Source organism: Mycolicibacterium vulneris, from assembly GCF_002104765.1.
In the GTDB taxonomy this organism is placed as follows: domain Bacteria; phylum Actinomycetota; class Actinomycetes; order Mycobacteriales; family Mycobacteriaceae; genus Mycobacterium; species Mycobacterium vulneris.
This window is the reverse complement of record NZ_NCXM01000005.1, coordinates 115,435-140,404: the sequence shown is the minus strand read 5'-3', so window position 1 is coordinate 140,404 and position 24,970 is coordinate 115,435. Positions and strand designations below refer to the sequence as shown.

Sequence of the window (24,970 nt, the reverse complement as noted above, 5' to 3'; positions counted from 1 at the left end):
CGCTTACACCTGATACTCGGCGAGCAGTCGCTTGCTGATGATGTTCTTCTGGATCTCGCTGGTGCCCTCACCGATCAGCAGGAACGGGGCGTCGCGCATCAGCCGCTCGATTTCGTATTCCTTGGAATAGCCGTAGCCGCCGTGGATCCGGAAGCTCTGCTGGGTTACCTCGGTGCAGTACTCGCTGCACAGGTATTTGGCCATCCCGGCGGCGACGTCATTGCGCTCCCCCGAGTCCTTCAGCCGCGCCGCGTTGACCATCATCAGATGTGCCGCTTCGACTTTGGTCGCCATCTCGGCGAGCTGAAAGGCGATGGCCTGATGCTCGGCGATCGGCTTACCGAAGGTCTCGCGTTGTTGCGCGTAGCGCACCGCGAGCTCGAAGGCACGAATCCCGAGACCACACGCGCGCGCCGACACGTTGACGCGGCCGACCTCGATCCCGTCCATCATCTGGAAGAAGCCCTGGCCGGTGGTGCCGCCGAGTACGTCGTCGGCGCCGGCCTGGTAGCCGTCGAAAATCATCTCCGTCGTTTCGATGCCTTTGTAACCCAGCTTCTCGATCTTGCCCGGAATGCGCAGGCCGGGAACGACTTCGCCGAAACCGACCGGCTTCTCGACCAGGAACGCGGTGAGGTTGCGGTGCGGTTTGCCCGACCCTTCGTCGGTGCGCACCAGCACTGCCACCAGCGTGGAGGTGGCGCCGTTGGTCAGCCACATCTTCTGACCGTCGATGGTGTAGGTGCCGTCGGGGTTCCGCCGCGCCCGGGTGCGGATCGCGGCCACGTCGGAACCCAGCTCCGGCTCCGACATCGAGAAGGCGCCGCGGGTCTCACCGGCTGCCATCCGCGGCAGGAACCGCTGCTTCTGCTCGTCGGTGCCGTGCTGGCGCAGCATGTACGCGACGATGAAATGCGTATTGAGCACGCCGGATACGCTCATCCAGCCGCGTGCCAGCTCTTCGACGCACAGGGCGTACGTCAGCAGCGACTCACCCAGCCCGCCGTACTCCTGCGGAATCATCAGGCCGAACAGGCCCATCTCGCGCATCTGGTCGACAATCGCCTGCGGGTAGGTGTCACTGCGTTCCAGCTCGGCCGCGTGAGGAATGACTTCCTTCTCGACAAATTTCCTTACGGTGGCGATGATCTCGATCTGCATCTCGGTCAATCCGAGTGTCTGGGCGAGTTTGGTCATGTGCTGTGTTTCCCTTCCGGCGGCTCAGCAGACAATGGTCTTGGCGTTGGTCAGGCGCTCGATGTCGGCGGCGCTCAACCCGAGACGCGCAAGGACGTCGGCGGTGTCCTGCCCCAGGGCCGGCGCGGGCGCGCTGCCCGGGTGTGTGCCGTCGAATGCGGCCGGCAGGCCGGGAGCGAAGTACTCGCCGAGACCGGGTTGCCGCAGCCGCGAAAACATCGGATTGTCGGTGACCTTCGGTCCCGCCGCGACCTCGGCGAAGGTGCGGTACCGCTCGAACAGCACGGTGGTGGCTGACAGCGCGGTGGTGATCTCGTCGGCGGTGTGGTCGCTGAACCAGGTGGCGAACAGACTCGACAGCACGTCACGGTAGCGGTAGCGGTCGCCCTCGGACCCGAAATCCGCGCCCAGCGCCTCGGCGAGCGCCGACACGGCGGCGCCGGTACCCGTCACCGCGAGCAGGTCGCGAAAGTGCCTGCCCGTCAAGGTGACCACCATGAACCTGGCGCCGTCGCTGCTGACGAAGTCCTGCCCGTACTGGCCGTAGATGGCGTTACCCAGCCGTTCGCGTTGCGTCCCATTGACTTGCGGTTCCGTCAGCAGTCCCAGGTTGGCCGCGGTGGCCAGGGCGACGTCCTCCAACGCCAGGCTGATCCGCGCTCCGGTCCCGGAATGCTCGCGGTGGCGCACGGCGGTGACGACCGCCAGCGCGGCGTACAGCCCGCAGCACACGTCCCAGGCCGGGAGCACGTGATTGATCGCTCCGCCATGATCGGCCGGACCGGTGACGAGCGGATAGCCGAGACCCGCGTTGACCGTATAGTCCACTCCGGTGGAACCGTCGCCGCGCCCGAGTAATTGAACGTGAATCACGTCCGGGCGCCTGGCCGCCAGCACTTCGTGGCTGAGCCAGGACAGTCCGGCGGCGTTGGTCACCACGATGCCGTCGCCCTCGACGATCAGCCGCTGGACCAGTTCGTGGCCCTCCGGGGACCGCAGATCGATGGTGGCCGAACGCTTTCCTTTGTTCAGGCCGGTCCAATAGATCGAGGTGCCGTCCGCCGCCAGTGGCCACCGTTGCACATCGGATGCGCCGCCGATCGGGTCGACTCGGATGACTTCCGCGCCAAGCTGACTCAGCGTCATGCCGCACAGCGGAGCGGCGACGAAACTCGACACCTCCACGACGGTGAGGCCGTCCAGTGGCAACGCCGAACTAGTCATCGCGATGCGACCCGTTCAAAGACGGCCGCCAGGCCCTGGCCGCCGCCGATGCACATGGTCTCCAGGCCGTAGCGTGCCTCACGGCGATGCAGTTCGCGCGCCAGGGTGGCCAGCATCCGGCCGCCCGTCGCGCCCACCGGATGGCCCAGCGAGATCCCCGAACCGTGCACGTTGGTCCGCTCGTGATCGGCGGCGCCGAAGTTCCATTCCCGCATCACCGCAAGCGCTTGCGCGGCAAAGGCTTCGTTGAGTTCGATGAGGTCGATGTCGGACAGCCGCAGGCCCGCCTTGGCCAGCGCGACCTCGGTCGCGGGCACCGGCCCGATGCCCATCACGTCAGGTGCTACCCCCGCCACGCCCCACGACACCAGGCGCACCAACGGCTTCAGGCCGTATTCGTCGGCCTTCTCCGGTGTGGTGACCACGCACATCGATGCCGCATCGTTCTGCCCGCTGGCGTTGCCGGCGGTGACCGTCGCCTCCGGATCGTCCTTCAACAGAACGGGTTTGAGCTTGCCCAGCGACTCGACCGATGTGTCGGCGCGCGGGTGTTCGTCGGTGTCGATGAGTTCCTCGCCGCTGCGGGTGCGGACCGCGACTCCGATGATCTCCTCGGCCAGGACGCCGTCTTTCTGCGCGGCGACGGCGCGCTGGTGGGATCGCACCGCGAGCTCGTCCTGCTCCTGGCGTGAAATGCCGTACTGGCGGCGCAGATTCTCGGCCGTCTCCAACATTCCGCCCGGCACCGGGTAGTTCCGGCCGCCGGCGGTGGTGCGTCCCCGGGCCAGCCCGTCGTGCACCTGTACGCCGTTGCGGGCACCGCCCCAACGCATGTCGGTGGAGTAGAAGGCGACGTTGCTCATGCTCTCGCAGCCGCCGGCGACGACAAGGTCGTTGTCCCCGGCGCCCACCTGCAGGCACGCCTGGATGATCGCCTGCAGGCCCGAGCCGCAACGCCGGTCGACCTGCATGCCCGGAACCGTCACCGGCAGACCGGAATCCAACGCCACCACGCGACCGATCGCCGGAGCGTCGCTGTTGGGATAGCAGTGGCCCAGGATCACGTCCTGCACGGCGTCGGGCGCCAGCCCGGTCCGCTCGAGCAGCCCTTTGAGAGCGGTGACGCCGAGGTCGACAGCGCTGCACGCCTTGAACATTCCGCCATAGCGGCCGATCGGGGTCCGAACGGGTTCACAGATGACGGCCTCGGCACTCATAGGTGGCGGCCGCCGGTGATTTCCATAACGGTGCCGGTCATGTACGACGACAGATCCGAAGCCAGGAACAGCGCCACGCTGGCGACCTCGCTGGGCTCACCGGCCCGGCCCAGCGGCACCTCGGCGACCTTGGAATCCCAAATGCGTTGCGGCATGGCCTCTGTCATGGCAGAGCGGATCAGTCCGGGTGCGATCGCGTTCACCCGGACGCCCAGGTAGGCCAGCTCTTTGGCGGCTGCCTTGGTCATGCCGACGATGCCGGCCTTGGCCGCCGAGTAGTTGGTCTGGCCGATCATGCCGACCTTGCCCGACACCGAGGACATGTTGATGATGGCGCCGCGCTTGTTTTCACGCATGACGGCGGCGGCCAGCCGGGTGCCGTTCCAGGTCCCCTTCAGGTGCACGTTGATCACCTGATCGAATTGCTCCTCGGTCATCTTGCGCATCGTCGCGTCCCGGGTGATCCCGGCGTTGTTAACCATGATGTCCAGACCGCCGAAACGCTCGACCGCGGTCTGGATCAGGGCTTCGACGTCGGACGACTTGGTGACGTCGCACCGAACCGCGACCGCGACGTCGTCGCCGCCCAACTGCTTGGCCACGACCTGGGTTTCCTCAAGGTTGACGTCGCCGAGGACGACTCGCGCACCCTCCGCGACGAAGCGCTCCGCGATGGCCAGACCCAGCCCTTGCGCTCCGCCCGTGATTACCGCGGTCTGACCTGTCAACAACGCCACTGTCGATCACACACCCTTCACTGTTATCGCCTCCACCGGGCACCCGTAAGGCAAATATCATATTTGATATAGGATCCTGCCCTGAACCGGGGTGCCCCGGACCGAGAGAGGAGTGTGGAGCCCATGGCCACCGCCGAAGTCGCGGAAGTCTCCGACGAGGACTTCCGCGAGATCCTCGCTCAGACAAGGCAATTCGTCCGCAGCGCCGTTGTCCCCCGGGAGCAGGAGATCCTTGACACCGACCGCGTCCCCGACGACCTGCGCGACGAGGCCAAGAAGATGGGTCTGTTCGGCTACGCAATTCCCCAGGAGTGGGGCGGCCTTGGCCTCAACCTGATGCAGGACGTCGAGCTGGCGATGGAGCTGGGCTACACGTCGCTGGCGCTGCGGTCGATGTTCGGCACCAACAACGGCATCGCCGGCCAGGTGCTGGTGGGGTTCGGCACCGACGAACAGAAATCCCGCTGGCTGGAATCGATCGCGTCCGGAGACGTCGTCGCCTCCTTCGCGCTGACCGAACCGGGCGCCGGATCGAACCCGGCCGGCTTGCGCACCAAAGCCGTTCGCGACGGCTCCGGAAAAGACGCGGCTTGGGTCATCTCCGGGCAGAAGCGCTTCATCACCAACGCGCCCGTCGCCAATCTCTTCGTGGTGTTCGCGCGTACCCGGCCCGCAGACGACCAAGGTCCGGGGATCGCCGTCTTCCTGGTCCCGGCCGACGCCGCCGGCGTCGAGGTGGGCGCCAAGGACGCCAAGATGGGCCAGGAGGGCGCCTGGACGGCCGACGTCAACTTCACCGACGTCCGCGTCGGCCCCGATGCCCTCGTCGGCGGCAGTGAGGACCACGGATACCGGGCGGCCATGACCTCGCTGGCCCGCGGGCGGGTGCACATCGCCGCCCTGGCGGTGGGCGCCGCCCAACGCGCGCTCGACGAATCGGTGTCGTACGCCGCCACCGCGACGCAGGGCGGGACGCCGATCGGACGCTTCCAGTTGGTGCAGGGCATGCTCGCCGACCAGCAGACCGGGGTGATGGCCGGCCGTGCGCTGGTGCGCGAAGCCGCCCGGCTGTGGGTCGCCGACGAGGACCGCAGGATTGCGCCGTCGGCCGCCAAGGTCTTCTGCACCGAAATGGCCGGCAATGTCGCGGATCTCGCGGTGCAGATTCACGGCGGCACCGGTTACATGCGAGGCGTTGCCGTCGAACGCATCTATCGCGATGTGCGCCTGCTGCGACTGTACGAGGGCACCAGTGAAATTCAGCGGTTGATCATCGGGGCGAATCTCGTCAAGGCCGCGCAGCGATAAGAGTGGCCGAACCCAATGGAGGAACAACTATGAGCGGCAAGCTTGCCGGAAGAGTGGCATTCATCACCGGCGCGGCCCGCGGCCAGGGCCGGGCGCACGCGGTGCGCATGGCCCAGGAAGGCGCCGACATCATCGCGGTCGACATCGCCGGCAAGCTGCCGTCCTGCGTACCCTACGACCCGGCGACACCCGACGATCTGAGCGAGACCGTGCGCCTGGTCGAAGCCGCGAACCGCCGGATCATCTCGTCGGTGGTGGACACCCGCGACTTCGACGGTCTGCGAAAGGTCGTCGCGGACGGCGTCGCCGAGCTGGGCCGGCTGGACATCATCGTGGCCAATGCCGGGGTGGCGGCTCCGCAGGCCTGGGACGACATCACGCCGGAGAACTTCCGCGACGTCATGGACATCAACGTGACCGGCACCTGGAACACCGTGATGGCCGGCGCGGACAAGATCATCGCGGGCGGCCGCGGCGGCTCCATCATCCTGATCAGCTCCGCCGCCGGAATGAAGATGCAGCCGTTCATGATCCACTACACCGCCAGCAAGCACGCCGTCACCGGGCTGGCGCGGGCCTTCGCCGCGGAGCTGGGCAAGCATTCGATCCGGGTCAACAGCGTTCACCCGGGTCCGGTGAACACCCCGATGGGCTCCGGCGACATGGTCAACGCGGTGGGCAAGACCATGGAGACCAACCCGCAGCTGTCGCACGTCCTCACCCCGTTCCTGCCCGACTGGGTCGCCGAGCCGGAGGAGATCGCCGATACCGTGTGCTGGCTGGCCAGCGACGAGTCCCGCAAGGTCACCGCCGCACAAATCCCGGTCGACCAGGGCTCGACGCAGTACTGATCCTCGGTCGCGCGGGAATAGCCACCCAGTCCCGGCGTTTGCACTCGTCATGAAAGCCTTCAGCGAAACCGAGCGCCAGGAGTTCCTCGCCGACAAGCATGTGGCGGTGCTGTCCGTCGCCGCCACCGAAGGCCGCCCGCCGGCCAGCGTCCCGATCTGGTACGACTACACCCCCGGCGGAGACGTCCGGATCATGACCGGGGCGTCCAGCCGCAAGGCCCGGCTGATCAAGCAGGCGGGCGCGGTGACGCTCGTGGTTCAGCGCGAGGAGCCGCCGTATCAGTACGTGGTGGTGGAAGGCACCGTCGTCGAGACCACCAACCCGGCTCCGGCCGACCTGCAGGAGTCGATCGCCATCCGTTACCTCGGCGAGGAGGGCGGGCGTGCGTTCGTGCGCAGCATGGAAGGCGTCGAGGAGGTGCTGTTCACCATCCGGCCTGACCGCTGGTTGAGCGCCGACTTCACCGGCGACTTCTGAGGCCTTCAGCCGATTAATTCGAGCGTCCCCAGCTCGCGGATCGCCTGGCAGCCGCGGCTGAGCATGGTCAGCACCATGTCGTCGCCGCGCTCGGTGGCCGCGGCGAACGCGAAACCCAGGGCCGAGATCAGCGGCACCTGCAACACGCCGAGCCGGTAGTCGCGCCAACATGTTTCGCGGTCATAGTCGCTGACCCCGCCGGCCGTCAGCGCGCGGTGATAGTCGGCGACGAGCTCTTCCTCGATGCCCGCGCGCAGTTGCGAAGTGAGGCTGGTCGCGGTGAAGTAGGCGAGATCCCGGGCCGGCAACCCCACGCCGAGCGTCTGCCAGTCAACCACGCTGACCCTGGTTCGCTCGGGGTCGAACAGCAGATTGTCCAGCCGGTAGTCGCCGTGCAGCAAGGCGAACCGGTCGTATTCGGACAGCAGCCACGGCGCGATCGAACCCATTGCCGCGCCGAAGGTGTCGCGGTCCTCCGCGCTCAACCGATCGCCCAGCTTCTCCAGCGTGATATCGGCGCTCATCTTCGCCACTTCGCCCATGCCGTTGGCACCGGCCTCATCCGGACGGCCGAACGCGATGCCCGGGAAATCGAGCCAGACGGGATCGCACCAACTGGGCGCGTGCAGGCCGGCCAGCGCGGTAACCGCAAGGCGCGCTTCGGTTTCGCCGCAACCGATGAGCTGATCGCCCTGCACCGCCGGCGCCTGATCGGCGAGCAGCAGGGCGAAATCCATTGCATCCTCGGTGATCTCGGAGTAGAAGCACCGCGGCGTGGGCACCTGGACCCGATCCACCACCGAGGAGTAGAACGCGCATTCGCTGCGGTAGCCGATGACCACCCGGTCGCGGACCGTGTCGTCCTGCGCGGGCAATTTGACCACAAAGGTCCGCGGCAGGTCACCGGGATCCGTCGCGTAGCGGGCGGTGACCCGGTAGGTCGCCCCGGTCTGCCCGGTGCCGATCGCGACCACGTCCACGTCGGCGACCTCGACGGGTGTGCCGCTGCCACTGAGCGCGGCCGACAACCACTGCGGGGTCACGTCGCCGGGGTAACGCGGTATCGACAGCACAGCACTCATAAGCAGCACGCCTCCTGTAAGCGGACAGCTCGGTCCGACTGACAAACTGTAAGGCATACCGCAAGAGTTGCGGTCAACCGCGATGCGCTAGTCGGCCAGAATGCGCCATTCGGCGGCTTCGTGCTGTTGCCGCCAGAATTCGTCGAAACGGCCGCCCGCAGCGAGCAATTCGTCAACCGTTCCATCCTCGACAACGCGGCCGTTGTCGAGGAACAGGACGCGGTCGGCGTGACTGATGCTGGCCAGCCGATGCGCGACGATCACCTGGGTACGCGATTGCGGGTCGGCGGTGAGGGCGTCGACCACCGCGGCCTCGTTCTCGGTGTCCAGCGCGCTGGTCGCCTCGTCTACCAGCAGTATCGGTGCGGGCTTGAGCAACGCGCGGGCGATGCTGACCCGTTGCCGCTCACCACCGGACAGTGCCGAGCCGGCCTCTCCGACCACGGTTTCGGCGCCGTCGGGCAGCCGCGCGACGAGCTCGTCGACACGCGCGAGGGCCACCGCCCGCGCGAACCGCTCGTCTCCGGCGCCGGCATCCCCGGCGAACACGTTGTCGCGGATCGACCCGTGGAACAGGTAGGGGTGCTGGAACACCACGCTGCTCGCCGCGCGCCGGGCGTCGCCGTCCAACGTCGCCGCGTCGACCCCGTCGATCAGCACCCGGCCGCCGGTGGGCTCATGCAGCCCGGCGATCAGCGCCAGGATGGTGCTCTTACCCGAGCCGGACGGTCCGACGATCGCCGTCGTGCTGCCCGGCTCCAACGTGAAGCTCACCCCGTCAAGCACCGGCGCACCCGCGCCGTCGTAGCGGAACACGACATCGTCGAACTCGATACGGGGCGCCGCGGCGCCCGTCAGCGTGCCGGAACCGGCATTCATCAGTGGCGCGGTGAGCACCGAACGGATGTTGTCGAGCGTGGCGCGGGTGCTCTCCAGCGCCGGCGCCAGCTCGCTGATGGTGGTGAACGGTTCCAGGTAGCGCACGATGACGACGATCAACGCGATGGCCTCGGCCACCGTGAGCCTTCCGTTCACGGTCAGCGCGGTGGTCGCCCCGGCCAGCAGGATCAGCGCAAGCTGGCTGGCGAGGCTGAACAGCAGCTGTCCGGGGACCTGCATGGAAAGCAAGCGCATGGTAGCGCCGTGCTGTGCGGCCAGCGCGTCGCCGACCAGGCTTCGCGCCGGCTCGACGCGCCGCGCGGCCCGCAGCGCCTGCTGGGTGCGGGCGAACTCGATGATCCGCTCGGTGAGCGCGCTATTGGCGTGGGCCGCCGCGGCATCGGCGCGGCGCGCCAAGCGGGCCGACGCCCACAGCGCGCCCAACAGCAGCGGCAGACCACCCAGCGCGGCGGCCCCCAGCTGCCAGGAGACCGGCAGCAGGACCACCGCGATGGCCGCAGGCAGCAGGATGGCGGAGATCAGCGGCGTGAGCAGGTTGACGACCAGGCCGACGAGTTCCGGCCCGGTGGCCGCGATCGCCTGCCGCGCCGTCGCGGTGTGCTCGGCCGTGAACCAATCCAGCCGCACGCCGGGCAGCCGATCCGCCACATCGTGCTGGCTGTGATCCAGGACCGCGAAGCCCAGGTTGAAACCGATACGCGCGGTTGCGGTGTCGATCACCCAGCCGGTCATGGTCGCCGCGGTCAGCCAGCCCAGCCAGACCAGGGCGCGCTGCGGGTCGTCGCTGAACAAGGCCCCGACCAGGGGGACCAACAGCACGGTGGCCACCGCGCGCACCACCACGGAGATCAATGCCAGCACCGTGTAGGTGATGACCCGATTGCGGCGATCCGCCGGAACCAAACTCAACCACGTGCGGATCATCGCGCCCCCTCGCCCGTCGCGCCGGCGGCCACCTGGTCACGGCGGCCGCCCTCCCACAACCGCCGATACCGGCCGTCGGCGGCCAGCAACTCGTCGTGAGTACCGCGTTCGACGATGCGGCCGCGGTCGAGCACGACGATCTGGTGGGCCCGGGTGATGGTGTGCAATCGATGCGCGATCAGCAGCACGGTGCGGTCCCGAGTCAGGCGGTTGAGCGCTTGCTGCACAAGGTATTCCGATTCGGGGTCGGCGAAGGCGGTGGCCTCATCGAGGATGAGCACCGGGGTGTCGGCCAGGATCGCGCGGGCGATGGTGAGTCGTTGGCGCTCACCGCCGCTGAGCCCGCTTCCGGCGCCGAGCATGGTGTCGTAGCCTTGCGGCAGTCGCATGATGCGGTCGTGGATTTGCGCCTCATGCGCCGCCTGTTGGATTTGCGCCGCGGTGGCATCCGGGACGGCCAGCGCGATGTTTTCCGCCACGGTGCCATGCACCAATTGCGTCTCCTGCAGCACGAATCCGACCTGAGCATAGAGCTGGTCGGCGGTCATCGACCGAATATCCTGTCCCCCAACGCGTATCGCACCCTGCCCGACGTCGTGGAATCGGGCCAGCAAGGCGGCCAACGTCGACTTGCCGGACCCGGAGGGGCCGACCAGCGCGGTGACCGTGCCGGGCCGCAAGGTCAGCGACACGTCGTGAATGACGGGAACGTCCGGGCGGTAGCCGAAGCCGACGTTGTCAAACACCACCGTCGCCGCCACCTCTTGGTGGGCTTCGTCGTGGTCTCGCACCGCGAGGTCGGCCTCGTCGAACGTGTTCTGCAGGCGCCGCGCGGCCAACATGCCGGCGCGGATGCCGCCGAGGCCGTACGCGATGCCGAGCAGCCGTGCGCCGAAGGTGGTGCCCAGCAACAAGAACGGGAGCAGATCCACCGGATTCATCCGGCCGGTGACCACCAGCAGGGTGCCGGTCATAGCTATGAGCCAGAGGAACGTGGCGGGACGGGTGACCAGGTCCATGAAGGTCTTCTTGCCAGCCAGCGGGCGCTGCCAGGCGACCAGGAAGCCGACGTATCCGTCCAGGCGGCGCCGGAAGCTGGACGCGGCCGCACCACCGAAGACGCGAATCACCGGCTGGCCTTCCAGGTATGCGCCGGCCTCGCCGCTCATCGTCTCCGCCCAGCGCTGCGACTGCGGGATGCGCGGGCCCGACTGAATCGTCAGCGACGACGTCAGCACCAGGTAAACGAGGACGGGCACGAACAACACCAGCGCCACCCGCCAGTCGACGGCGAACAGGTAGACCAGCACCGCGACCGGCGCGACGGCCGCCGCCACCGCGTCCGGGATGGCGTGGGTGACCAAGTAGTGCAACGACAGCGTATCGTCCTGCAGCAGTTGCTTGATCGACCCCGAGCCGCGCGCAGTGAACCAGCCCAGCGGAAGCCGAGACAGCTTGTGTAACAGCCGCGATCGCAGATCCCGTGCGAATCGGGCGTCGACGACGTGGAGCCAGAGAGTGAGCGCGGCACCGAGCAACGCACCCAGCCCCAGCAGCGACACCGCAGCGATGCCGATATCCCACAGCCGGGACGCCGGCGCCCCGGAAACGAGCAGCCGCGCCAGCTCGACCAGCAACACAAACGGCGCCAGTTGCACCAACGTGATCACCGCCTGCAGCACGCCCGAGACGATCAGCGCCGACCGCAGCGGCGAAAGCAACCGGCCGGCGCCCTGCGCACGCCAACTCCCGCGTGCTACCGGGGCGGGGGCCGCGTCGGATACCTGCGGAGCCGACTCCAGTTGCGCGGCAATGTCTTCCGTGGAAACGCTGGGCGTGGTGCTGCCGGATGCCTCCGGCTCGTCGCCGCGGCGGGTGCCCATCGCGCGCCCGGCGCTCCAGTAGGCCTGGGCGTGTACTTCGGATTTGGGAAAGCCGAACTCGTCGCGCAGCCGTGCTCGCACCTGCTTGAGCGTCGTGGCCTCCGGCGTCGCCCACGCGTACCAGTTCGACCAATCCCGGCTCTCGATCGCCGCGGCGAGCGACTTCTCGTCGTGGCGGACGACCCAGTGCAGCCGCAGCCGGGGATGCTGCGCGACCGGGATCAAGGTGTCGTTGTCGTCGTGCTGTTCGAGGTACATCTCGATCGGGACGTCGTCGGGGACGACCCCGATGATCCCGTTCATCCCCGGGATGGACGCCGAGTCGCCGATCAGCAGATAACCAGCCGGCTGCTCGTCGGGCGCGTCGAATCGCGACGAGCCCATCAGGGCCATAACCGCGATGGTCGCCCCGGGCTGCACGGTGCGCGCCCATGACGACGCCGGGCCGGCGGGATCGTGCAGCACGATGTCGACCGCGAAACGTCCGGCGGGGACGTCCGCCTCCGAGATCGTGTAGGCGCGCTGGAATTCCGTTTTCGATCCGTCCGGGTCCGGGAACCAGAACCGCAGCCACGCAGCCGGTTCAGCATCGACGTCTTCGAACAGCGTTGGCGACGTCATGCGCACCCGCACGAAATGCGGGGCGATGCGGACGGTTTCGATCACCGTCGCGGTGTGGTCGCGCGCGCCGAAGCTGCGCAGCATCACACCCGAGAATCCGCGTGCCATTAGCGGTCCTTTCTCGCGGCGCTCCGCGCCGCGATGGCCTCGCCGATCTGACGACCCGGCGGGTTCACCGCCCCGAGGCCATGGAACGATGCGGCCCGCATAGGCCGCGCACACCCTGAATTCGACACCTGCCACGACCCCACGTGCGCGCCGCGAGCACCGGCCAGCCGGTCACGACTTGGTACGTTACCCCCCACAAACTAAGGGTTGCCTTACCATAGGTCAACCTGGGCCCCGCTCGGTAACCTGGGAGGCATGAGCGGTGAGTCGGCGACGCCCGTGCTGCTGTACGACGGGGTCTGCGGGGTGTGCAACCGGTCGGTGCGCACGATCCTTCGGTTCGATCCCACCGGTCCGCTGCGGTTCGCGGCGTTGGAGAGTGTCTTCGCCAAAGCGATCATCGAGCGGCACCCCGACATCGGCGGCGTCGACTCGGTGGTGTTTGTGGATGACCCGGGCGGGTCCTCGGAACGGGTGGCCGTCCGATCCGAGGCCGTGCTGCGGGTGGCGGCTTATCTCGGCGGACCCTGGCGAATGTTCGTGGTCGCGCGCGTCATCCCGGCTCCGCTGCGCGATTGGCTCTACGACAGGTTCGCCGCGATCCGCTATCGCGTCGGCGGCAAGTACGACAGTTGTCCGCTGCCGGCCCCGGAGGTCCGTGCCCGCTTCGTGGCGGACTGACGGCGTCAGTCGATGCCCGGCGCCGAGGCGAGGTCGGCTTCGGATTCCTTCCGCTTCAGCTCGGCGAGCTTGCGGTCCTCTTCGGCCGCCTGGCGATGCTTGAGCGCAGACCTGCGGTGCATGTCCGTGTGCGAAACGCCTTGCTGGACAGTCTGGTCCTGAATCATCGCGACCCGTTCATGCTGGGCCGCCGATTCTTCGAAGCTGTGGGCCGCGGATAGTCCCGCGCGGGCGGCGCGTTGGCGGGCCGCGGCGGCGTTGTGTTCGGCGAGTTCGACATCTTCTGCGGTGAAGGCCTTTTCGCCCCGTGTTGAGGGCTCGTTTCCGGCGGGCATGGCGTCTCCCTTGTGTCCCGTGAATTCCAGATACCCGCCGGGAAGGGTTTGACGCTTACACCGCTGAAAATTCGGCCCGGGTGTTGAGTGCGGGCGGAGGGACTCGAACCCTCAACAGCTATGCTGGTCAGGGGACGAAACCAACGCTGAGCTGCGCTTTCAGGTTGGATGAGTTCAGATGAGTTACCTGTAACTCTTCTGAAATTGTGCTCATTTCGTGCTCACGGCGGTCCCGACGGGTCTCGCAGCGTTTCGGTCGCCAAACCTTGTCGGTGGGGCGGCGTAGCGTCCGGACCATGAAAGGCTTCGTCTGCATGATGTGCGACTGGGCAGGCACGCCCGAGCCGTTCCTGGTACCTAGCGGAGGCGCGGGCGGGATCGAGTTCATGCGCCTGCAACGCGGCGGCATTAAACCGTTGCGCTACGCGCTTGAGGTCGTAATGGACGACGGAACCAAGTTGGTCCGCGTCGGCAACTTCGAGACCAGGGGGGAAGCTGCCGGATTGGGCATCTTTTTCCACAATCCGTTTGTTGGTGGGGGCAGCTTTCATTGCCGGGTCCGCCCGGTTCGGGATTATTTTGCAGCCGACGACACCGACCCGAACCTGTGCGTAGGCAGCAACGAGAAGTTCGTACCCGCCGAGTAGATGAGGTGGGCCAACCGGGAGTCGGTTCACACGCGGTCGTATTTTGCCGGTGTCGCCAACACACGCTGCACCGCGGTGACCAATGCGATGACCACCAGGTACAGGCTGGCCACCATCTGCGCTGAGACGACCTTGCGCGCCAGGCTGCTGACGGGGTGAATGTCGCCCATTCCGGTCGTGGTGGCGGTGCTGATTGTGAAATAGGCGGCATCAACCCCGGTAAGCGGTGGCTCAAACGAGTGCGGCATCTGCACGGACATCGCGTAATAGGTCTGGGCGAAGAGGCCTTCAATGTCGACTACGAAATAAATGACAAGGAACGCGGCGAAGCCGGTAGGCATTGACCGAAAACGCTTGTGCCGCAGAAGCGCCCAGATATACCCGATCCCGAGCAGCGCCGCGAAACCAACGTTGGCCCAATGGTAGATTCCCAGCCTCGGTGCTGGTCCGCCGAGACCTCGCCAGGATGAGGTCGCCACGTACACCATTGCGGTCGGGGCGAGAACCTTGATTAGGACGAAGCGCAGCCTCGGGTTGTCCCACCACGATTGCCGCTGTTGCGTTGACATGGCCGAACCGTAACGCCCAGGACTGACACCCACAGTCCCGTGGGGTGCTCGCCCGGCTTCCCGTCCGAGTCGCCGGTTCCCTTCGCTGTTATGTGAAGCACAGACCTGTGTAGGTTGCCGCCTCGCGCACCCAACCCACTTGGGTATATGGATTGATCCCAAGTCGAGCGGCGAGGTCAGCAACCGTTCCGGGGCGGGACGGCCCACACACATCGTCGTATGCAGCAGCGAGGATGGTCTGTCGGTCTGCCATGGTGCCGGTCTTCTCTTGCACTAGTTGGACAAACCGGTTCTCGACGTCAGGTGGCGCGGCACTGGCGCTGGGAGTCAACACAACGCCAGCCGCAACCAGGATCGTCCCAAATCCCATAAGAATGGGGGCACACATGATTTCTCCGATCGCGCCATATTTGGTGTGTGTTAAATACGGATTCGGTTCGACCTCATCCCCCAACGCAAGCCCATGATTCACGCTACGCCCACGTGGGTCGACACACCAGAAACGTAAGCGAGACATTAAGCGGTGCGTTGGCCACCTTTGCTCTCGTTTAATTGGTGCGCCCAGATCGCTGCTGCGATCAGGCGAGGCGGCAGCGACCGTTTGGACAGGCCTGAGTTGCACTCAGCGCACATGACCGCCAAGTTCTCGTCGCTCGTTAGGTCGTCCTCCGATAGGCCCACCTGTTGGGCGTCGTGGACAGAAACCAGATGACCGATCTCGAGTGGAACGTCGCTGTGGTGGCACATTACGCAAGCGGCGTTGTCGCGCTGAAAGATCCGGCTGCGCTGCTGGGGCCGGATATCTGGTCTTGTGCTTAATGATCGACGTTCCCGTCCCGTCTCGGACCGTGGCGCGTTGTAGCAATACCTTTGGCATTGAGCGCATCTCACCGTGTCCTGACCGTTGCGCGTGGTGATGGTGCCATCTTGGCAGCCACACCTTGGACACGGCACACGCATGGCATGCGCGCCCTGGTCTGCCGAAGTGGTCACATCCGAAAGTTACATCCGACTACACACGGCACAAACCGATCCTGTGGATAAAGCCGGGTGGCAAGCTGGGGATAAGGCAAACTGCCCTGTGGGCAACGGTGTGCATAACTTGGTGGAAAACACGCCCGGTCAGGCGCGGGCGGGCCGCAAACACGCAGCTAAAAGGGCTTGAACGTTGGTCGTAATAGTGTGGACGCGAAATACTTCGGCGTGTCGGCCAAGATTCGCCGGCGGGCGTGTCCTGGCGTATCCGTCCAGCGAAAACCGTCAGGTGGCGTTGACATCCATCAGGGATGGTTGAGATCGAACTGGTAGCCCAATCACCTCAAGTCGGCGGCCGATCATCATGGTGCTTAGAAGCCATCTGGATGCTGCACGGCCTCGAAAGGTTGCAGTGAAAGGAGGGCGCGGACATGACAAACACCCAGGGTTGTTCAATCTGGATCATCGCTGGCGGTATTCACCGAGGCGCGCTCAGGCGGTGGCTGTTCTCATGGCTGGATTGGGGTCCAGGCCAGTCTGCCCAGCACCGTAGATTGCGGCGCGGCGGAAGCGACATACTTGTCAGTGTGACCGACACTGAAGATGCGGCTGACACCACCCCAGGCCCCGGCTTTTCACGGCTATCAATTGGCAGATGGCGTCAATTCGAATCCATAGACCTGAATTTCCATCCTCGACTTACGGTTCTCACCGGTGCCAATGCGACGGGGAAAAGTACAATTCTTGACATTCTAGGCCTGCACTTTGCATGGCCGGTTTCGTACTCAGCGGGGCCGCGTCAAATGGGTGATGACTTCGGATGGAGCGTGAGCGATTCTCCCGTATCGCCTAAAGCTCAAATGATCGTTCATAGCATATCGATAGGTGAAATCCAATATACCAACGGCCAATCTGCAGAGATTATTCTATCGCAGGATACTCAACTGCATCATGACAGATTCGACTACACCATTCAGAGTGAACTTCAGAAAATCCCAGGAACCTACATAAAGTCACACCGCTTAGTGCCTCAACCCTATGTGTCAGTGCCTGACATTCCTAACGAGTTTCCGAATCCAGAGTTTTTGTACGAGACGTACATGGCGGTGCTTAGAGCAGACTACGCGAAAACTGGGTCTTACAGAGGCCCGCGCTATTCGTTCAAGCAAGTACTTATCGCTTCAGCGCTATTCTCCGAAGGGAACACCTATGTGGAAGCAAATGCGAATGCCGCCGCAATCTGGAAAGGCTTCTTGCACATCTTACGGCGGGTGATGCCCGCCTCCCTAGGCTTCCGTCAACTCATGGTGCGTGGTCCGCACTTAGTGATGGAGACTGACACGGGAGACTTTGTCATCGACGAATCATCTGGTGGCGTGAGCGCAATACTAGAAATGGCTTGGATCATATTCCTCAAATCACTCGCTGAACAAAGCTTCACCGTGCTTATAGATGAACCGGAGAACCACCTACATCCGAGCTTGCAACGGGAAATAATGCCGAATCTTTTAAGCGCATTTCCTGGTGCCCAGTTCATCGTCGCCACACACAGCCCCTTCGTCGCCACTTCATCACCTGAGTCAACGGTTTACGCACTTGAGTACAACAGTGAACACCGGGTTGAATGCCACGAGTTGGACTACACAAATAAGGCGGCAAGCGCCGATGCAGCCCTCCGCGAGATTCTTGGCGTGCCGAGTACATTGCCGATCTGGGCAGAACAAAAATACGATGAGATTCTAGCTGAGTATTCTTCGGCTCTGATCAGCGGCGAAAGCCTTAAGCAATTACGCAGCAAGCTCCAGGCGAACGGTCTCGACACTGAATTTCCGAAAGCATTTTTGAAGCTGACCGACGAAAACCAGTAGAATGCGCGCACAGCAGAAGGGTGCCAAGCCGCAGATACTAGTCAAGAATGAACTTGAGTGGACCAACAATTACGTTAAGGCTCAGGGTACGCCCGACGAAAAGAAGCACGAGAAGTGGCGCCACCCCAGCATTAAAGCTCAGCTTAACGAGGATTCTGCCGGAAAGTGCGTATACTGCGAATCAACAATGGGGCATATATGCTACCCGCATGTGGATCACATTAAGCCAAAATCTGCATTTCCGCAGCTTGCTCACATATGGGCAAACTTGGCATGGGCTTGCCAGATGTGCAACATCCAGAAACTCGATTACAACGTTCCTCAGGCTGCCATACTCGATCCCTATACGGACAACATTGCCGAACATTTGCGGCATCGCGGTGAGTTCATCAGCCCTCACCCCGCCTCAGCGCGTGGCGCAGCCACCGTTGAGGAACTCAAGCTCAATCGCAGAACTAGTTCGAGCAAGAACAGAACGCTTGAACGCGATCTATTTGATGGTTGAGCGTTGGAAACAACAAACTGACGAGTCGCTTCGTGAAGCGTTCGCCATCGGAATCCTTGAGGATGCAGAAAAAGGCCAGTTCACTGGCAGTGTCCATGCGTACCTGGCCGAAGCCGGATTTCCGCTTTAGGGCCGACGAGTTCAAGCCCGTATCGACATCGACCAAGACCGAAGCGGTAGTCCGAGCTTGCCGCGTGACGGTTTAGACGGTGGCTACATCAATCAAACTCTTCCGAAGGCTTGACCCCGACGACACGTCACGGGCAAGCAGTTTGTCCGCGTGTGGCTGTGGAAGGACTGGTCTGGTCGAAATACGCTCCTTCGCAACCTATTCCGTGATTATCTACGAGCCAGCGATTGCGCTGGCTTACGCTTCACCTAAGCACGAACACACGGGGAGGCTGCAAAGTGAGTGACACCAAACCTGTTTCCCAACAGGCTGATTGGACACCAAAACAAATCGCGGGGTACATCGGGATTATCGCCCTGGCCCTTGCCGTCGGAGCCATTGTCATTGTGGCCGCGATCCGTGGGTTCTTCGACTTTAGTGGCATCGGCGGGGTGTTTCGGACAATCGGGTTCGTGCTGGCGGGCATTGCGGGGGCCGTTGCGTCAGTCGTGGTCTACCTACTCCCAATCCTCATCGCGACACGTCGGCAGGTACAGCACACCGGCTCAATAATTGTCATCACCTTATTCCTCGGGTTTACCTACGTCGGGTGGGTGATCGCGCTGGCGATGGCTGTGGCTGACAAGAGGGAGTTGAGCCGCGTTCACCGGCTCCCTTAAAGGGGCGGAACTGAATGCTTAAAGGGGCGGAACTGAATGCCACCTTCCAGCGTCCAAGCTCATTATGGATGAGATTGAAGGCGGCGCGATCCGCGACGAAGGCTATGACCCCGATGATTCCGCCGTGGTTGCCGCACTGGACCGGGTGCGCACCGAGGTGGCGCGACTCGCGTCCGACCTATTGCGGCGCGGCCCATTTGTTGGAACTGAATAGCATCGGCTCGGCTACCGCCCTAAAATCCCGCACATGGCATCGGATGGTTTGCAGGTCGTCCCCGGCGAGCTACAAGCTACCGCCGGTCAGTGGCAGGCGCTTAGCTCCCAGCTCACTGTGACCACGCCACCGTCGCCGGGGGCGTCGTTTCAACCCACCACGGCGGCGGTGAACGGTGTCAACGCGGCCATCGGCGCGGCTTCGGCTGCGTTCGCGACACGCACCCAGGAGACCGCGACCGGTGTGAGCACAGCCAGCGCGACCTACAGCAAGCAAGAGGCGACCAACGCTGCTGACATGGCCAACGTGACTGGCATGACGGTGGTGTAGATGGCCGTCACGCTGTCGCAGATCCGGACGTGGAGTACCGAGCACCTGACCAACGCGGCCAGTTACTGGACCCAGACAGCCGACCGGTGGGAAGACACATTCCTCACGATGCGAAATCAATCGCACTCGATCACCTGGCACGGCGCGGGCGGGGACACTCTGCGGCAACGCACCGGAGCCGACTACACGCTTGTCAGCGGCAAAGCCGACGAGCTTCGGCAGGCAGCCGGTATCGCACGGAGTGGCGCGAGTGACATCAGCGCCGCCAAACAACGGGCCTTGCATGCCGTCGAGGACGCGCAGAACGCCGGATTTGATGTCGGAGAAGACCTCTCGGTCAGCTACCCCGACCATGGCGGCACAGCGGCGCAGCAGGCCGCAAAGCAAGCGCAAGCCGAAAAGATGGCCAGTGAAATTTGGTCTCGGGCAGCGCAATTAGAGGGCGCGGACCAAAAGGTTGCGGGCCAGCTCACCGCCGCCACCGCTGGTCTGGGGAAGGCCGGTTTTGCGTCGGGAGGAAACGAGCATAAAGCTCAGTTGGCCGACTTCACTCGTCAAGACGGCTCCACGCAGACGGACCCGAACCCACAGGGGCCAATAGATCCGAGGAACCCCCTGATTGGCGACGAGCGGTTCGGTCATTGGGTGAACGTGGTCCCGCCGCCATACGTTGGGAAAGATCCGCCGCCGCCGGCGACGGGTCACCGTTCGTTGGAAGGCTTTCCGGGCAAGGGTCCAGCAGGGCCATCAGGCTTCTACGTGCCCGGCGGTAAGCCGTGGGCCGACGACAACGCTCCACCGTTCGCCTACATACAAGAGCAATACCGCTTCCGCATTACCGGAGAGGACTACACCAGCTACACCCGCATGGTCAACGGTCAGCAGCAGCAATGGGTGCAGTACTCCTATGAGGCTCAGCGATACACGCAGGTCTCGTTCGGCGGTGATGCGTGGGCACCTAAGGGTGCAAATCCAGTTACCAAGGAGCCTGGCGGTGTGATCAGCGGTGGCCTAGCTGGCATAAATCCACCACCGAAAATCAGCCCTTGGCAGCCGATCACCTTAAATCAGATCGGGTCGCTGTCGGCAGCGAATCCAGATGTTACTTACTACATTCCGAATGGCTGTGGTGGTCAGTTCACGTTCAGCGGCGGTGTCCCCGTCGGTGGAATCCAACCGCCGCCGTCGCCTCCAATCATGATCGCTGGAAAGTGAGCGTGAGTGCGTGAACAGTCTGGCGGGTTGGTCGCGAAATAAGCTGCTGTGGGCGTCAATCGGCGTGCTGCTCGTGGTCTGCGGCGTGGTAGTCGTCTTGGTGCTGCCACAGAGGAACACGCACAACGATTGCACTGCGGTTGAACAGCTTGGCCATCAGTGGATCGCGATGTCGCAATCGGTGACTGCTTTGGAGAACGGGAGTGGAGAGCGCCCGGACTTGGTCGCGATTTCCGACAAGGAATCGGCCATGAGCGACAACATTCGGGCAGCAGCAGGTTCGGTGTCCAGTCCAGCGTTGAAGGATCAATTGGGAAAATGGGCACAGGGCACGGCGTTGCTAGCCAACAGTCAACGGGACTCTGCTAATCGCCCGGCGCAACCAAACCCGTCAAGCGAGGATGCCAACTACTACCACGGGGCTGTCATGACACACGACGCCACGGCAGCTCTACTTCAGGCCTGCCCCAACATGCCACATCTGCCACCAGCTCAATGAACCTGGCGTTAGTGCGACGGCCTCGTTTCGGCGGCATCTCTCGGCCACAACTTTTGGGAGCCTGAAAAGAAATGGCACTGTTGCTGCTCGCCCTAAAGATTGCGTTGGTCGCCTTCATCGTCGGAGGTGTGATCGCTCTGGTTACCCGGGCGGTTAGGCGCTCACGAGCGAATAGATTGGACCCACGGTGGAACGGGCAAGTCGGCCAACCTGGGTACGAGGCATCAGCTTTTGGCGCTATGCCGAATACACCACTTCCCGAATGGGCTTACTGGGATGACCCCGAGGCGGACGACCCGCATCCTCGCAGGCCGTCGGATTGACCCAGGTTCGTTCTGTGTAGTTGTTCGGGCGGCGGGCGTATAGCCCGCGTAATACTTAGTCACTGAGAAGCAGCGCACGGCGGGCGTAATACTCCCGCCCATCGTCGGCACTGATGCTGGGGGGGTAACGCTTGGCGCGGTTGCGGGCCACCAGTCGGCCCAATTCGCCGCGGTGACGGTTGTCCGAGGGGTATCGGCGCGCCCGGTTGGCTTGCATTGCCGCTACCAGTGCCGGATCAGATTGTGCATTCCGCGTCTCGACAAGCGCCGGTGCCGGCGACGTTCCCGGTTCGACTGTCGTTGGGGCAGAGACCATCTGGTCCGACCGGACGAAGTAGCGATTCAAGTTGTTATTCACCGCATCTCGCACGACCTCATCAAGGTCGGCTTCCATCTCTGCGGCCAGAGACCGCAGAGATACCGTCGCATCGGGATACGCAGGCATCGAGGTCGGCGCGATGTGGTCTAGGCGTGCTGACAGTAAATGCCTTTCGGGATAACCGTTCGTGCCGCGTCGCCATTCATCCTGGTAAGCCTGAAATGCGATGCTGGAACTGTGGACATCTCCGCGTGCGATGGATTCGTACTCAGCAGAACGGGTCGCGGGCATGTCGACCTCGTAAGTCATTGCCTTGCCATCCTGAAAGATACGCATGGTTCCCGAATGCACGGCGCCCAGGACGATATCGGGCTGGTGCTCGTAGAGCGCACGCACCAGCGGGTAGCCGTCGCCTTGGCTCTTGTTGAAGCACGACCGCTCCACAATCTCGGTGAAACCCAGACGTGGATTGGACGGCGCACCGAACAGGGCTGCAATACCGCCAATTACCATGCGGTGCGGCTTATTTGGCAGGCTGCGGACTTCTAGCTTGGGGACGCCTGACCACCATGCCGTGCTGAGGCGTTCCATCTCTACGTTGTTACTCATGACATTTACAGGTACCTTTCTATCTCCTGCGCAGCGAGGTCGGCGGCTTCCGCGTGGCTACCAGCCCCCAGCATGAAGTAAGCCGACCAGCCGCGCATCGCGTGGTGCAGCACGTTGACCAAACAGCGCGGGCAGTCTTGAATTTCAGCGATGACGAGGTTATATGCGTCCTCGTCATGCTCGGCCAGCGCGAGGATCATTCGGCAGGAGCGTACCCGATTATCGGACCAATTGTCAGCGCAAACATGGTTTTTCATCATGCGATGCCTCGCTCCCGCTCGTAGGCGTAGACCTTCTCACATTCCTCGTGGACCAGCGCTTTGATGTTGACGTGATCGACACCGCCAGCCTCATCGAAAACGACGGCCCAGAACTGGATTTCGCCGCCCGTTCGGTCCCAGAACTCCGCACGAAGCTCGGGGTGGACGGCCAAAATCATTCCGCTGTAACGCGGTAGGAGGTTCTTTAGATCGATGAGAAAGTTCCGCGCAGTACGCGGGTCTACGATCAGCGAATACTCATCATCTTCGCGTTCATGTTGCGGCACATCGTGATAGCGCATGTCACACGCTCCACCCTTCGCCGGCCCCTCGGGGAAATGCAGGGTGGCGACCAACCGCTCTTTCGGGCAGCGGACGAGCTTCCTCGGGCACCATGTCGCGCAGCTTGGGTGCGATCTCCCGCGACGCGGCCTTCGACTCTTCGGTCTCGACATACGGCGTTGGCAGTTCACCCTTCAACTCTGCGGTTGCGAGTTGGCCTGCGATGTAACGCTTGCAATCGAAGTCGGGCAGGTCTTCTACGATGTCGCCACGCTTGACTCCGTTCCTGCCATGGAACTGTCCCCAAATAGTGCCTAGCATACGGATCTTCATAGTTGGTGTTGTCCTTTCCAGTTGCTTCCCAACGGTATTGCGTCTTTTGACTCAGTTAGCCTAGGTTGGTTCGCTGCCAGGGAATCCTCTTCCTGATCCAGCAATCGTTGCGCCGCTCGCCCTTCCGGTGGTCTGCTTGGCCTGGCCTGGATTGAACGAGCCGTCCGCGTAGCTACCCTCGGCGGTGGGCGTGGACGTGTAGTCGCTTGTTGTTACTCCTTACGATATGTTCGTCGTCTGATTCGTAGTCACCCATAACCTCGCCAATAAGGTCATCGAGCGTACCGCTTGAAAGAGTGTGTTATTCGGCGATTCCTGCTTGATCGACTCCCACTTCTCAGTCCAGAACCGAACGTCATCCTCTAGCGATTGTGGTGACTCTGGCTCGTGGTGCCTGGTGTTCAGGCGTTCGCTCATAATTCGATTCAGCTCCTCACGCAGCGAAAGTCGCGCATCCATCGGCAACGTCTGATCGTCGCACCCGGCAGCACACTGGCGCGCCCGCAACACCCAGTAGGGTGCTTCCCTATACCGTTGCTGGTCAATCGCTTGCAGCAGGCAATTGGTTTCCCGCGTAACGGCTGTCGGTACATAGAAATTGAGCGGGATCATCCGGCCAGTGAAATGCATTGATCTGGCCTTCATTGTGCTGCCCTCCTACGGCCCGCCTGGGCCTGAACGACAGCAAGTTGCCGGTTGATCTTCTTGCGCCGCCCACGGAGTTGTTCAAGCAAATGCTGCAACGTGTTGCCGTTCCGAGAGATGTACGACCGCTGAGCCGGGTCGTCAATCGCAGCGGCGACAGCTCGGGCGGCAGCGGCAATACCCGCGAACTCAACCGTTTTTGGCAACGTTTCCAACTCTTCGATCACGGCCCGCTCCACCGGGCCGACCTGTTCGGTCGGTGTCTGCGAAGCGGTCGGCAAGCTGACGACATTGGCGGGCGACGGGTTGCGCGGCTTGTCGGGCTTTTCGGCACGTTCCTTGCGACGTTGTGCTGCAACGACTTTCCGGCAGCCATCACACCGGCACCCGCCCCGGTACCGGGAAAGACTAGGAGTGTGATCCGGCGTCATAATTGCAGGTTACGCGTTGGCGGTGTAGCGCTGCCAGTTGAGATGCTCTGGAGCTCAACGTGTATCGAAAATCAGCGCCCAATTTATATTTAGCGCCCACGATCCTCAATTGGCCGATTCGCGGTCGCTGGTAGCGGGGTTTGCTGGATAATCGACAAACCCCGGCCCCAGGGCGCCCCGTTGCGCACCACGACTACCGCTTGGGTGACCTAATCTGAGATGCCTTGCAGGCGAAGACATGACAGCGAAAATAAACGGGGCCCAATACGGTTCTACCAGCGCGGACGGCAGATCCAGCAAACTCCAGATTCCCCGCAGGTCAGAGCCTTTTCGGCTCAACCGAGCGGAAGTTCTATATTGACAGCCACCCTAGTCAGCAGCACACCTAGTTTGCTCGTAGACCCCTCATTGCGACATCCGAAACGCACTGGTGCACAACATATTCCGCAGTTCACCTGGCAGGCGGTCTCGTCGGTAGGCGGTCACCAGGTCTGCGGCTCACGACGCCGGCCTCGTGGCTGCCGAACTGGTCGCCCGTCGCTCAGCCCGTAACCGCTCAATTTGTTCCCACTGGGGCCTCAGGTTGCCGCCGACCATGCAACCGGTACCCC

Annotated in this window: 27 protein-coding genes; 12 read left to right on the top strand and 15 right to left on the bottom strand. The window is 63.5% G+C overall.

What is annotated here, in order from left to right; all coding sequences use genetic code 11:
* Positions 1-3 precede the first annotated feature (3 nt).
* From B8W69_RS06710 to fabG, 4 genes are read right to left on the bottom strand one after another with little or no spacing between them, the layout of a single operon-like run.
* On the bottom strand, positions 4-1,197 hold the full coding sequence (locus tag B8W69_RS06710) for an acyl-CoA dehydrogenase family protein (RefSeq protein ID WP_085289125.1): 1,194 nt from the start codon (positions 1,195-1,197) through the stop codon (positions 4-6).
* Positions 1,198-1,221: 24 nt separating this feature from the next.
* The gene (locus tag B8W69_RS06705) at positions 1,222-2,421 is read right to left on the bottom strand and encodes a CoA transferase (protein ID WP_085289124.1); all 1,200 of its coding nucleotides are present in this window, start codon (positions 2,419-2,421) and stop codon (positions 1,222-1,224) included.
* The gene (locus tag B8W69_RS06700) at positions 2,418-3,638 is read right to left on the bottom strand and encodes an acetyl-CoA C-acetyltransferase (protein ID WP_085289123.1); all 1,221 of its coding nucleotides are present in this window, start codon (positions 3,636-3,638) and stop codon (positions 2,418-2,420) included. Before B8W69_RS06700 ends, B8W69_RS06705 begins: the two co-directional genes overlap by 4 nt.
* The gene (fabG, locus tag B8W69_RS06695; protein WP_085289122.1) at positions 3,635-4,375 is read right to left on the bottom strand and encodes a 3-oxoacyl-ACP reductase FabG; all 741 of its coding nucleotides are present in this window, start codon (positions 4,373-4,375) and stop codon (positions 3,635-3,637) included. Before fabG ends, B8W69_RS06700 begins: the two co-directional genes overlap by 4 nt.
* A 123-nt stretch (positions 4,376-4,498) precedes the next feature.
* Between fabG and B8W69_RS06690 the strand changes: the two genes are divergently transcribed.
* From B8W69_RS06690 to B8W69_RS06680, 3 genes are read left to right on the top strand one after another with little or no spacing between them, the layout of a single operon-like run.
* Positions 4,499-5,683: an acyl-CoA dehydrogenase family protein gene (locus B8W69_RS06690; protein WP_085289121.1), complete on the top strand. Its 1,185-nt coding sequence runs from the start codon at positions 4,499-4,501 to the stop codon at positions 5,681-5,683.
* Positions 5,684-5,712: 29 nt separating this feature from the next.
* Positions 5,713-6,534: a mycofactocin-coupled SDR family oxidoreductase gene (locus B8W69_RS06685; RefSeq protein ID WP_085289120.1), complete on the top strand. Its 822-nt coding sequence runs from the start codon at positions 5,713-5,715 to the stop codon at positions 6,532-6,534.
* Between the two features lie 49 nt (positions 6,535-6,583).
* A complete protein-coding gene (locus tag B8W69_RS06680) occupies positions 6,584-7,012 on the top strand; it encodes a pyridoxamine 5'-phosphate oxidase family protein (RefSeq protein ID WP_085289119.1) in 429 nt (142 codons plus the stop codon).
* Positions 7,013-7,017: 5 nt separating this feature from the next.
* On the opposite strand, the gene B8W69_RS06675 is transcribed toward B8W69_RS06680, so the two are convergent.
* The 3 genes from B8W69_RS06675 to B8W69_RS06665 form a co-directional block, all read right to left on the bottom strand.
* Positions 7,018-8,094, bottom strand: a complete 1,077-nt coding sequence (locus B8W69_RS06675; RefSeq protein WP_085289118.1) for a phosphotransferase family protein — start codon at positions 8,092-8,094, stop codon at positions 7,018-7,020.
* A gap of 87 nt (positions 8,095-8,181) precedes the next feature.
* Positions 8,182-9,918, bottom strand: coding sequence for an ABC transporter ATP-binding protein (locus B8W69_RS06670; protein WP_085289117.1), 1,737 nt, complete (start codon positions 9,916-9,918; stop codon positions 8,182-8,184).
* Positions 9,915-12,530, bottom strand: a complete 2,616-nt coding sequence (locus B8W69_RS06665) for an ABC transporter ATP-binding protein/permease (RefSeq protein WP_085289116.1) — start codon at positions 12,528-12,530, stop codon at positions 9,915-9,917. Before B8W69_RS06665 ends, B8W69_RS06670 begins: the two co-directional genes overlap by 4 nt.
* 255 nt (positions 12,531-12,785) lie before the next feature.
* Between B8W69_RS06665 and B8W69_RS06660 the strand changes: the two genes are divergently transcribed.
* On the top strand, positions 12,786-13,211 hold the full coding sequence (locus B8W69_RS06660) for a thiol-disulfide oxidoreductase DCC family protein (RefSeq protein ID WP_085289115.1): 426 nt from the start codon (positions 12,786-12,788) through the stop codon (positions 13,209-13,211).
* A gap of 5 nt (positions 13,212-13,216) precedes the next feature.
* On the opposite strand, the gene B8W69_RS06655 is transcribed toward B8W69_RS06660, so the two are convergent.
* The gene (locus B8W69_RS06655; protein ID WP_085289114.1) at positions 13,217-13,546 is read right to left on the bottom strand and encodes a hypothetical protein; all 330 of its coding nucleotides are present in this window, start codon (positions 13,544-13,546) and stop codon (positions 13,217-13,219) included.
* Positions 13,547-13,842: 296 nt separating this feature from the next.
* Here B8W69_RS06655 and B8W69_RS06650 point away from each other — a divergent pair, with 296 nt between their 5' ends.
* Positions 13,843-14,193, top strand: a complete 351-nt coding sequence (locus tag B8W69_RS06650) for a hypothetical protein (RefSeq protein ID WP_085289113.1) — start codon at positions 13,843-13,845, stop codon at positions 14,191-14,193.
* 26 nt (positions 14,194-14,219) lie between these two features.
* Here the strand turns inward: B8W69_RS06650 and B8W69_RS06645 are convergent, their stop codons facing one another.
* A complete protein-coding gene (locus B8W69_RS06645) occupies positions 14,220-14,762 on the bottom strand; it encodes an ion channel (RefSeq protein ID WP_165762565.1) in 543 nt (180 codons plus the stop codon).
* 1,562 nt (positions 14,763-16,324) lie between these two features.
* On the opposite strand from B8W69_RS06645, the gene B8W69_RS06635 reads away from it, so the two are divergent.
* The 7 genes from B8W69_RS06635 (at position 16,325) to B8W69_RS30265 (ending at position 21,157) form a co-directional block, all read left to right on the top strand.
* A complete protein-coding gene (locus B8W69_RS06635; RefSeq protein ID WP_165762564.1) occupies positions 16,325-17,605 on the top strand; it encodes an AAA family ATPase in 1,281 nt (426 codons plus the stop codon).
* A 1-nt stretch (position 17,606) separates the two neighbouring features.
* A complete protein-coding gene (locus B8W69_RS06630) occupies positions 17,607-18,110 on the top strand; it encodes an HNH endonuclease (RefSeq protein WP_085289109.1) in 504 nt (167 codons plus the stop codon).
* A gap of 408 nt (positions 18,111-18,518) precedes the next feature.
* Positions 18,519-18,899, top strand: coding sequence for a superinfection immunity protein (locus B8W69_RS06625; RefSeq protein ID WP_165762563.1), 381 nt, complete (start codon positions 18,519-18,521; stop codon positions 18,897-18,899).
* Positions 18,900-18,963: 64 nt separating this feature from the next.
* Positions 18,964-19,113: a hypothetical protein gene (locus tag B8W69_RS30520; RefSeq protein WP_165762562.1), complete on the top strand. Its 150-nt coding sequence runs from the start codon at positions 18,964-18,966 to the stop codon at positions 19,111-19,113.
* A 33-nt stretch (positions 19,114-19,146) separates the two neighbouring features.
* On the top strand, positions 19,147-19,443 hold the full coding sequence (locus tag B8W69_RS06620) for a hypothetical protein (protein WP_085289107.1): 297 nt from the start codon (positions 19,147-19,149) through the stop codon (positions 19,441-19,443).
* Entirely contained in the window at positions 19,444-20,658 is a 1,215-nt protein-coding gene (locus tag B8W69_RS31260; protein ID WP_245843150.1) for a hypothetical protein, read from the top strand.
* A 10-nt stretch (positions 20,659-20,668) separates the two neighbouring features.
* Positions 20,669-21,157: a hypothetical protein gene (locus B8W69_RS30265; RefSeq protein ID WP_133057978.1), complete on the top strand. Its 489-nt coding sequence runs from the start codon at positions 20,669-20,671 to the stop codon at positions 21,155-21,157.
* 378 nt (positions 21,158-21,535) lie between these two features.
* On the opposite strand, the gene B8W69_RS06605 is transcribed toward B8W69_RS30265, so the two are convergent.
* The 6 genes from B8W69_RS06605 to B8W69_RS30260 form a co-directional block, all read right to left on the bottom strand.
* Positions 21,536-22,408, bottom strand: coding sequence for an HK97 family phage prohead protease (locus tag B8W69_RS06605; RefSeq protein ID WP_085289105.1), 873 nt, complete (start codon positions 22,406-22,408; stop codon positions 21,536-21,538).
* Positions 22,409-22,413: 5 nt separating this feature from the next.
* Entirely contained in the window at positions 22,414-22,608 is a 195-nt protein-coding gene (locus B8W69_RS06600; protein ID WP_085289104.1) for a hypothetical protein, read from the bottom strand.
* Between the two features lie 56 nt (positions 22,609-22,664).
* The gene (locus tag B8W69_RS06595) at positions 22,665-22,970 is read right to left on the bottom strand and encodes a hypothetical protein (protein ID WP_085289103.1); all 306 of its coding nucleotides are present in this window, start codon (positions 22,968-22,970) and stop codon (positions 22,665-22,667) included.
* Position 22,971: 1 nt separating this feature from the next.
* Positions 22,972-23,283, bottom strand: coding sequence for a hypothetical protein (locus B8W69_RS06590; RefSeq protein ID WP_085289102.1), 312 nt, complete (start codon positions 23,281-23,283; stop codon positions 22,972-22,974).
* A gap of 219 nt (positions 23,284-23,502) precedes the next feature.
* A complete protein-coding gene (locus B8W69_RS06585) occupies positions 23,503-23,913 on the bottom strand; it encodes a hypothetical protein (protein ID WP_133057977.1) in 411 nt (136 codons plus the stop codon).
* Positions 23,914-23,924: 11 nt separating this feature from the next.
* A complete protein-coding gene (locus B8W69_RS30260) occupies positions 23,925-24,359 on the bottom strand; it encodes a hypothetical protein (protein ID WP_133057976.1) in 435 nt (144 codons plus the stop codon).
* Positions 24,360-24,970: the final 611 nt, after the last annotated feature.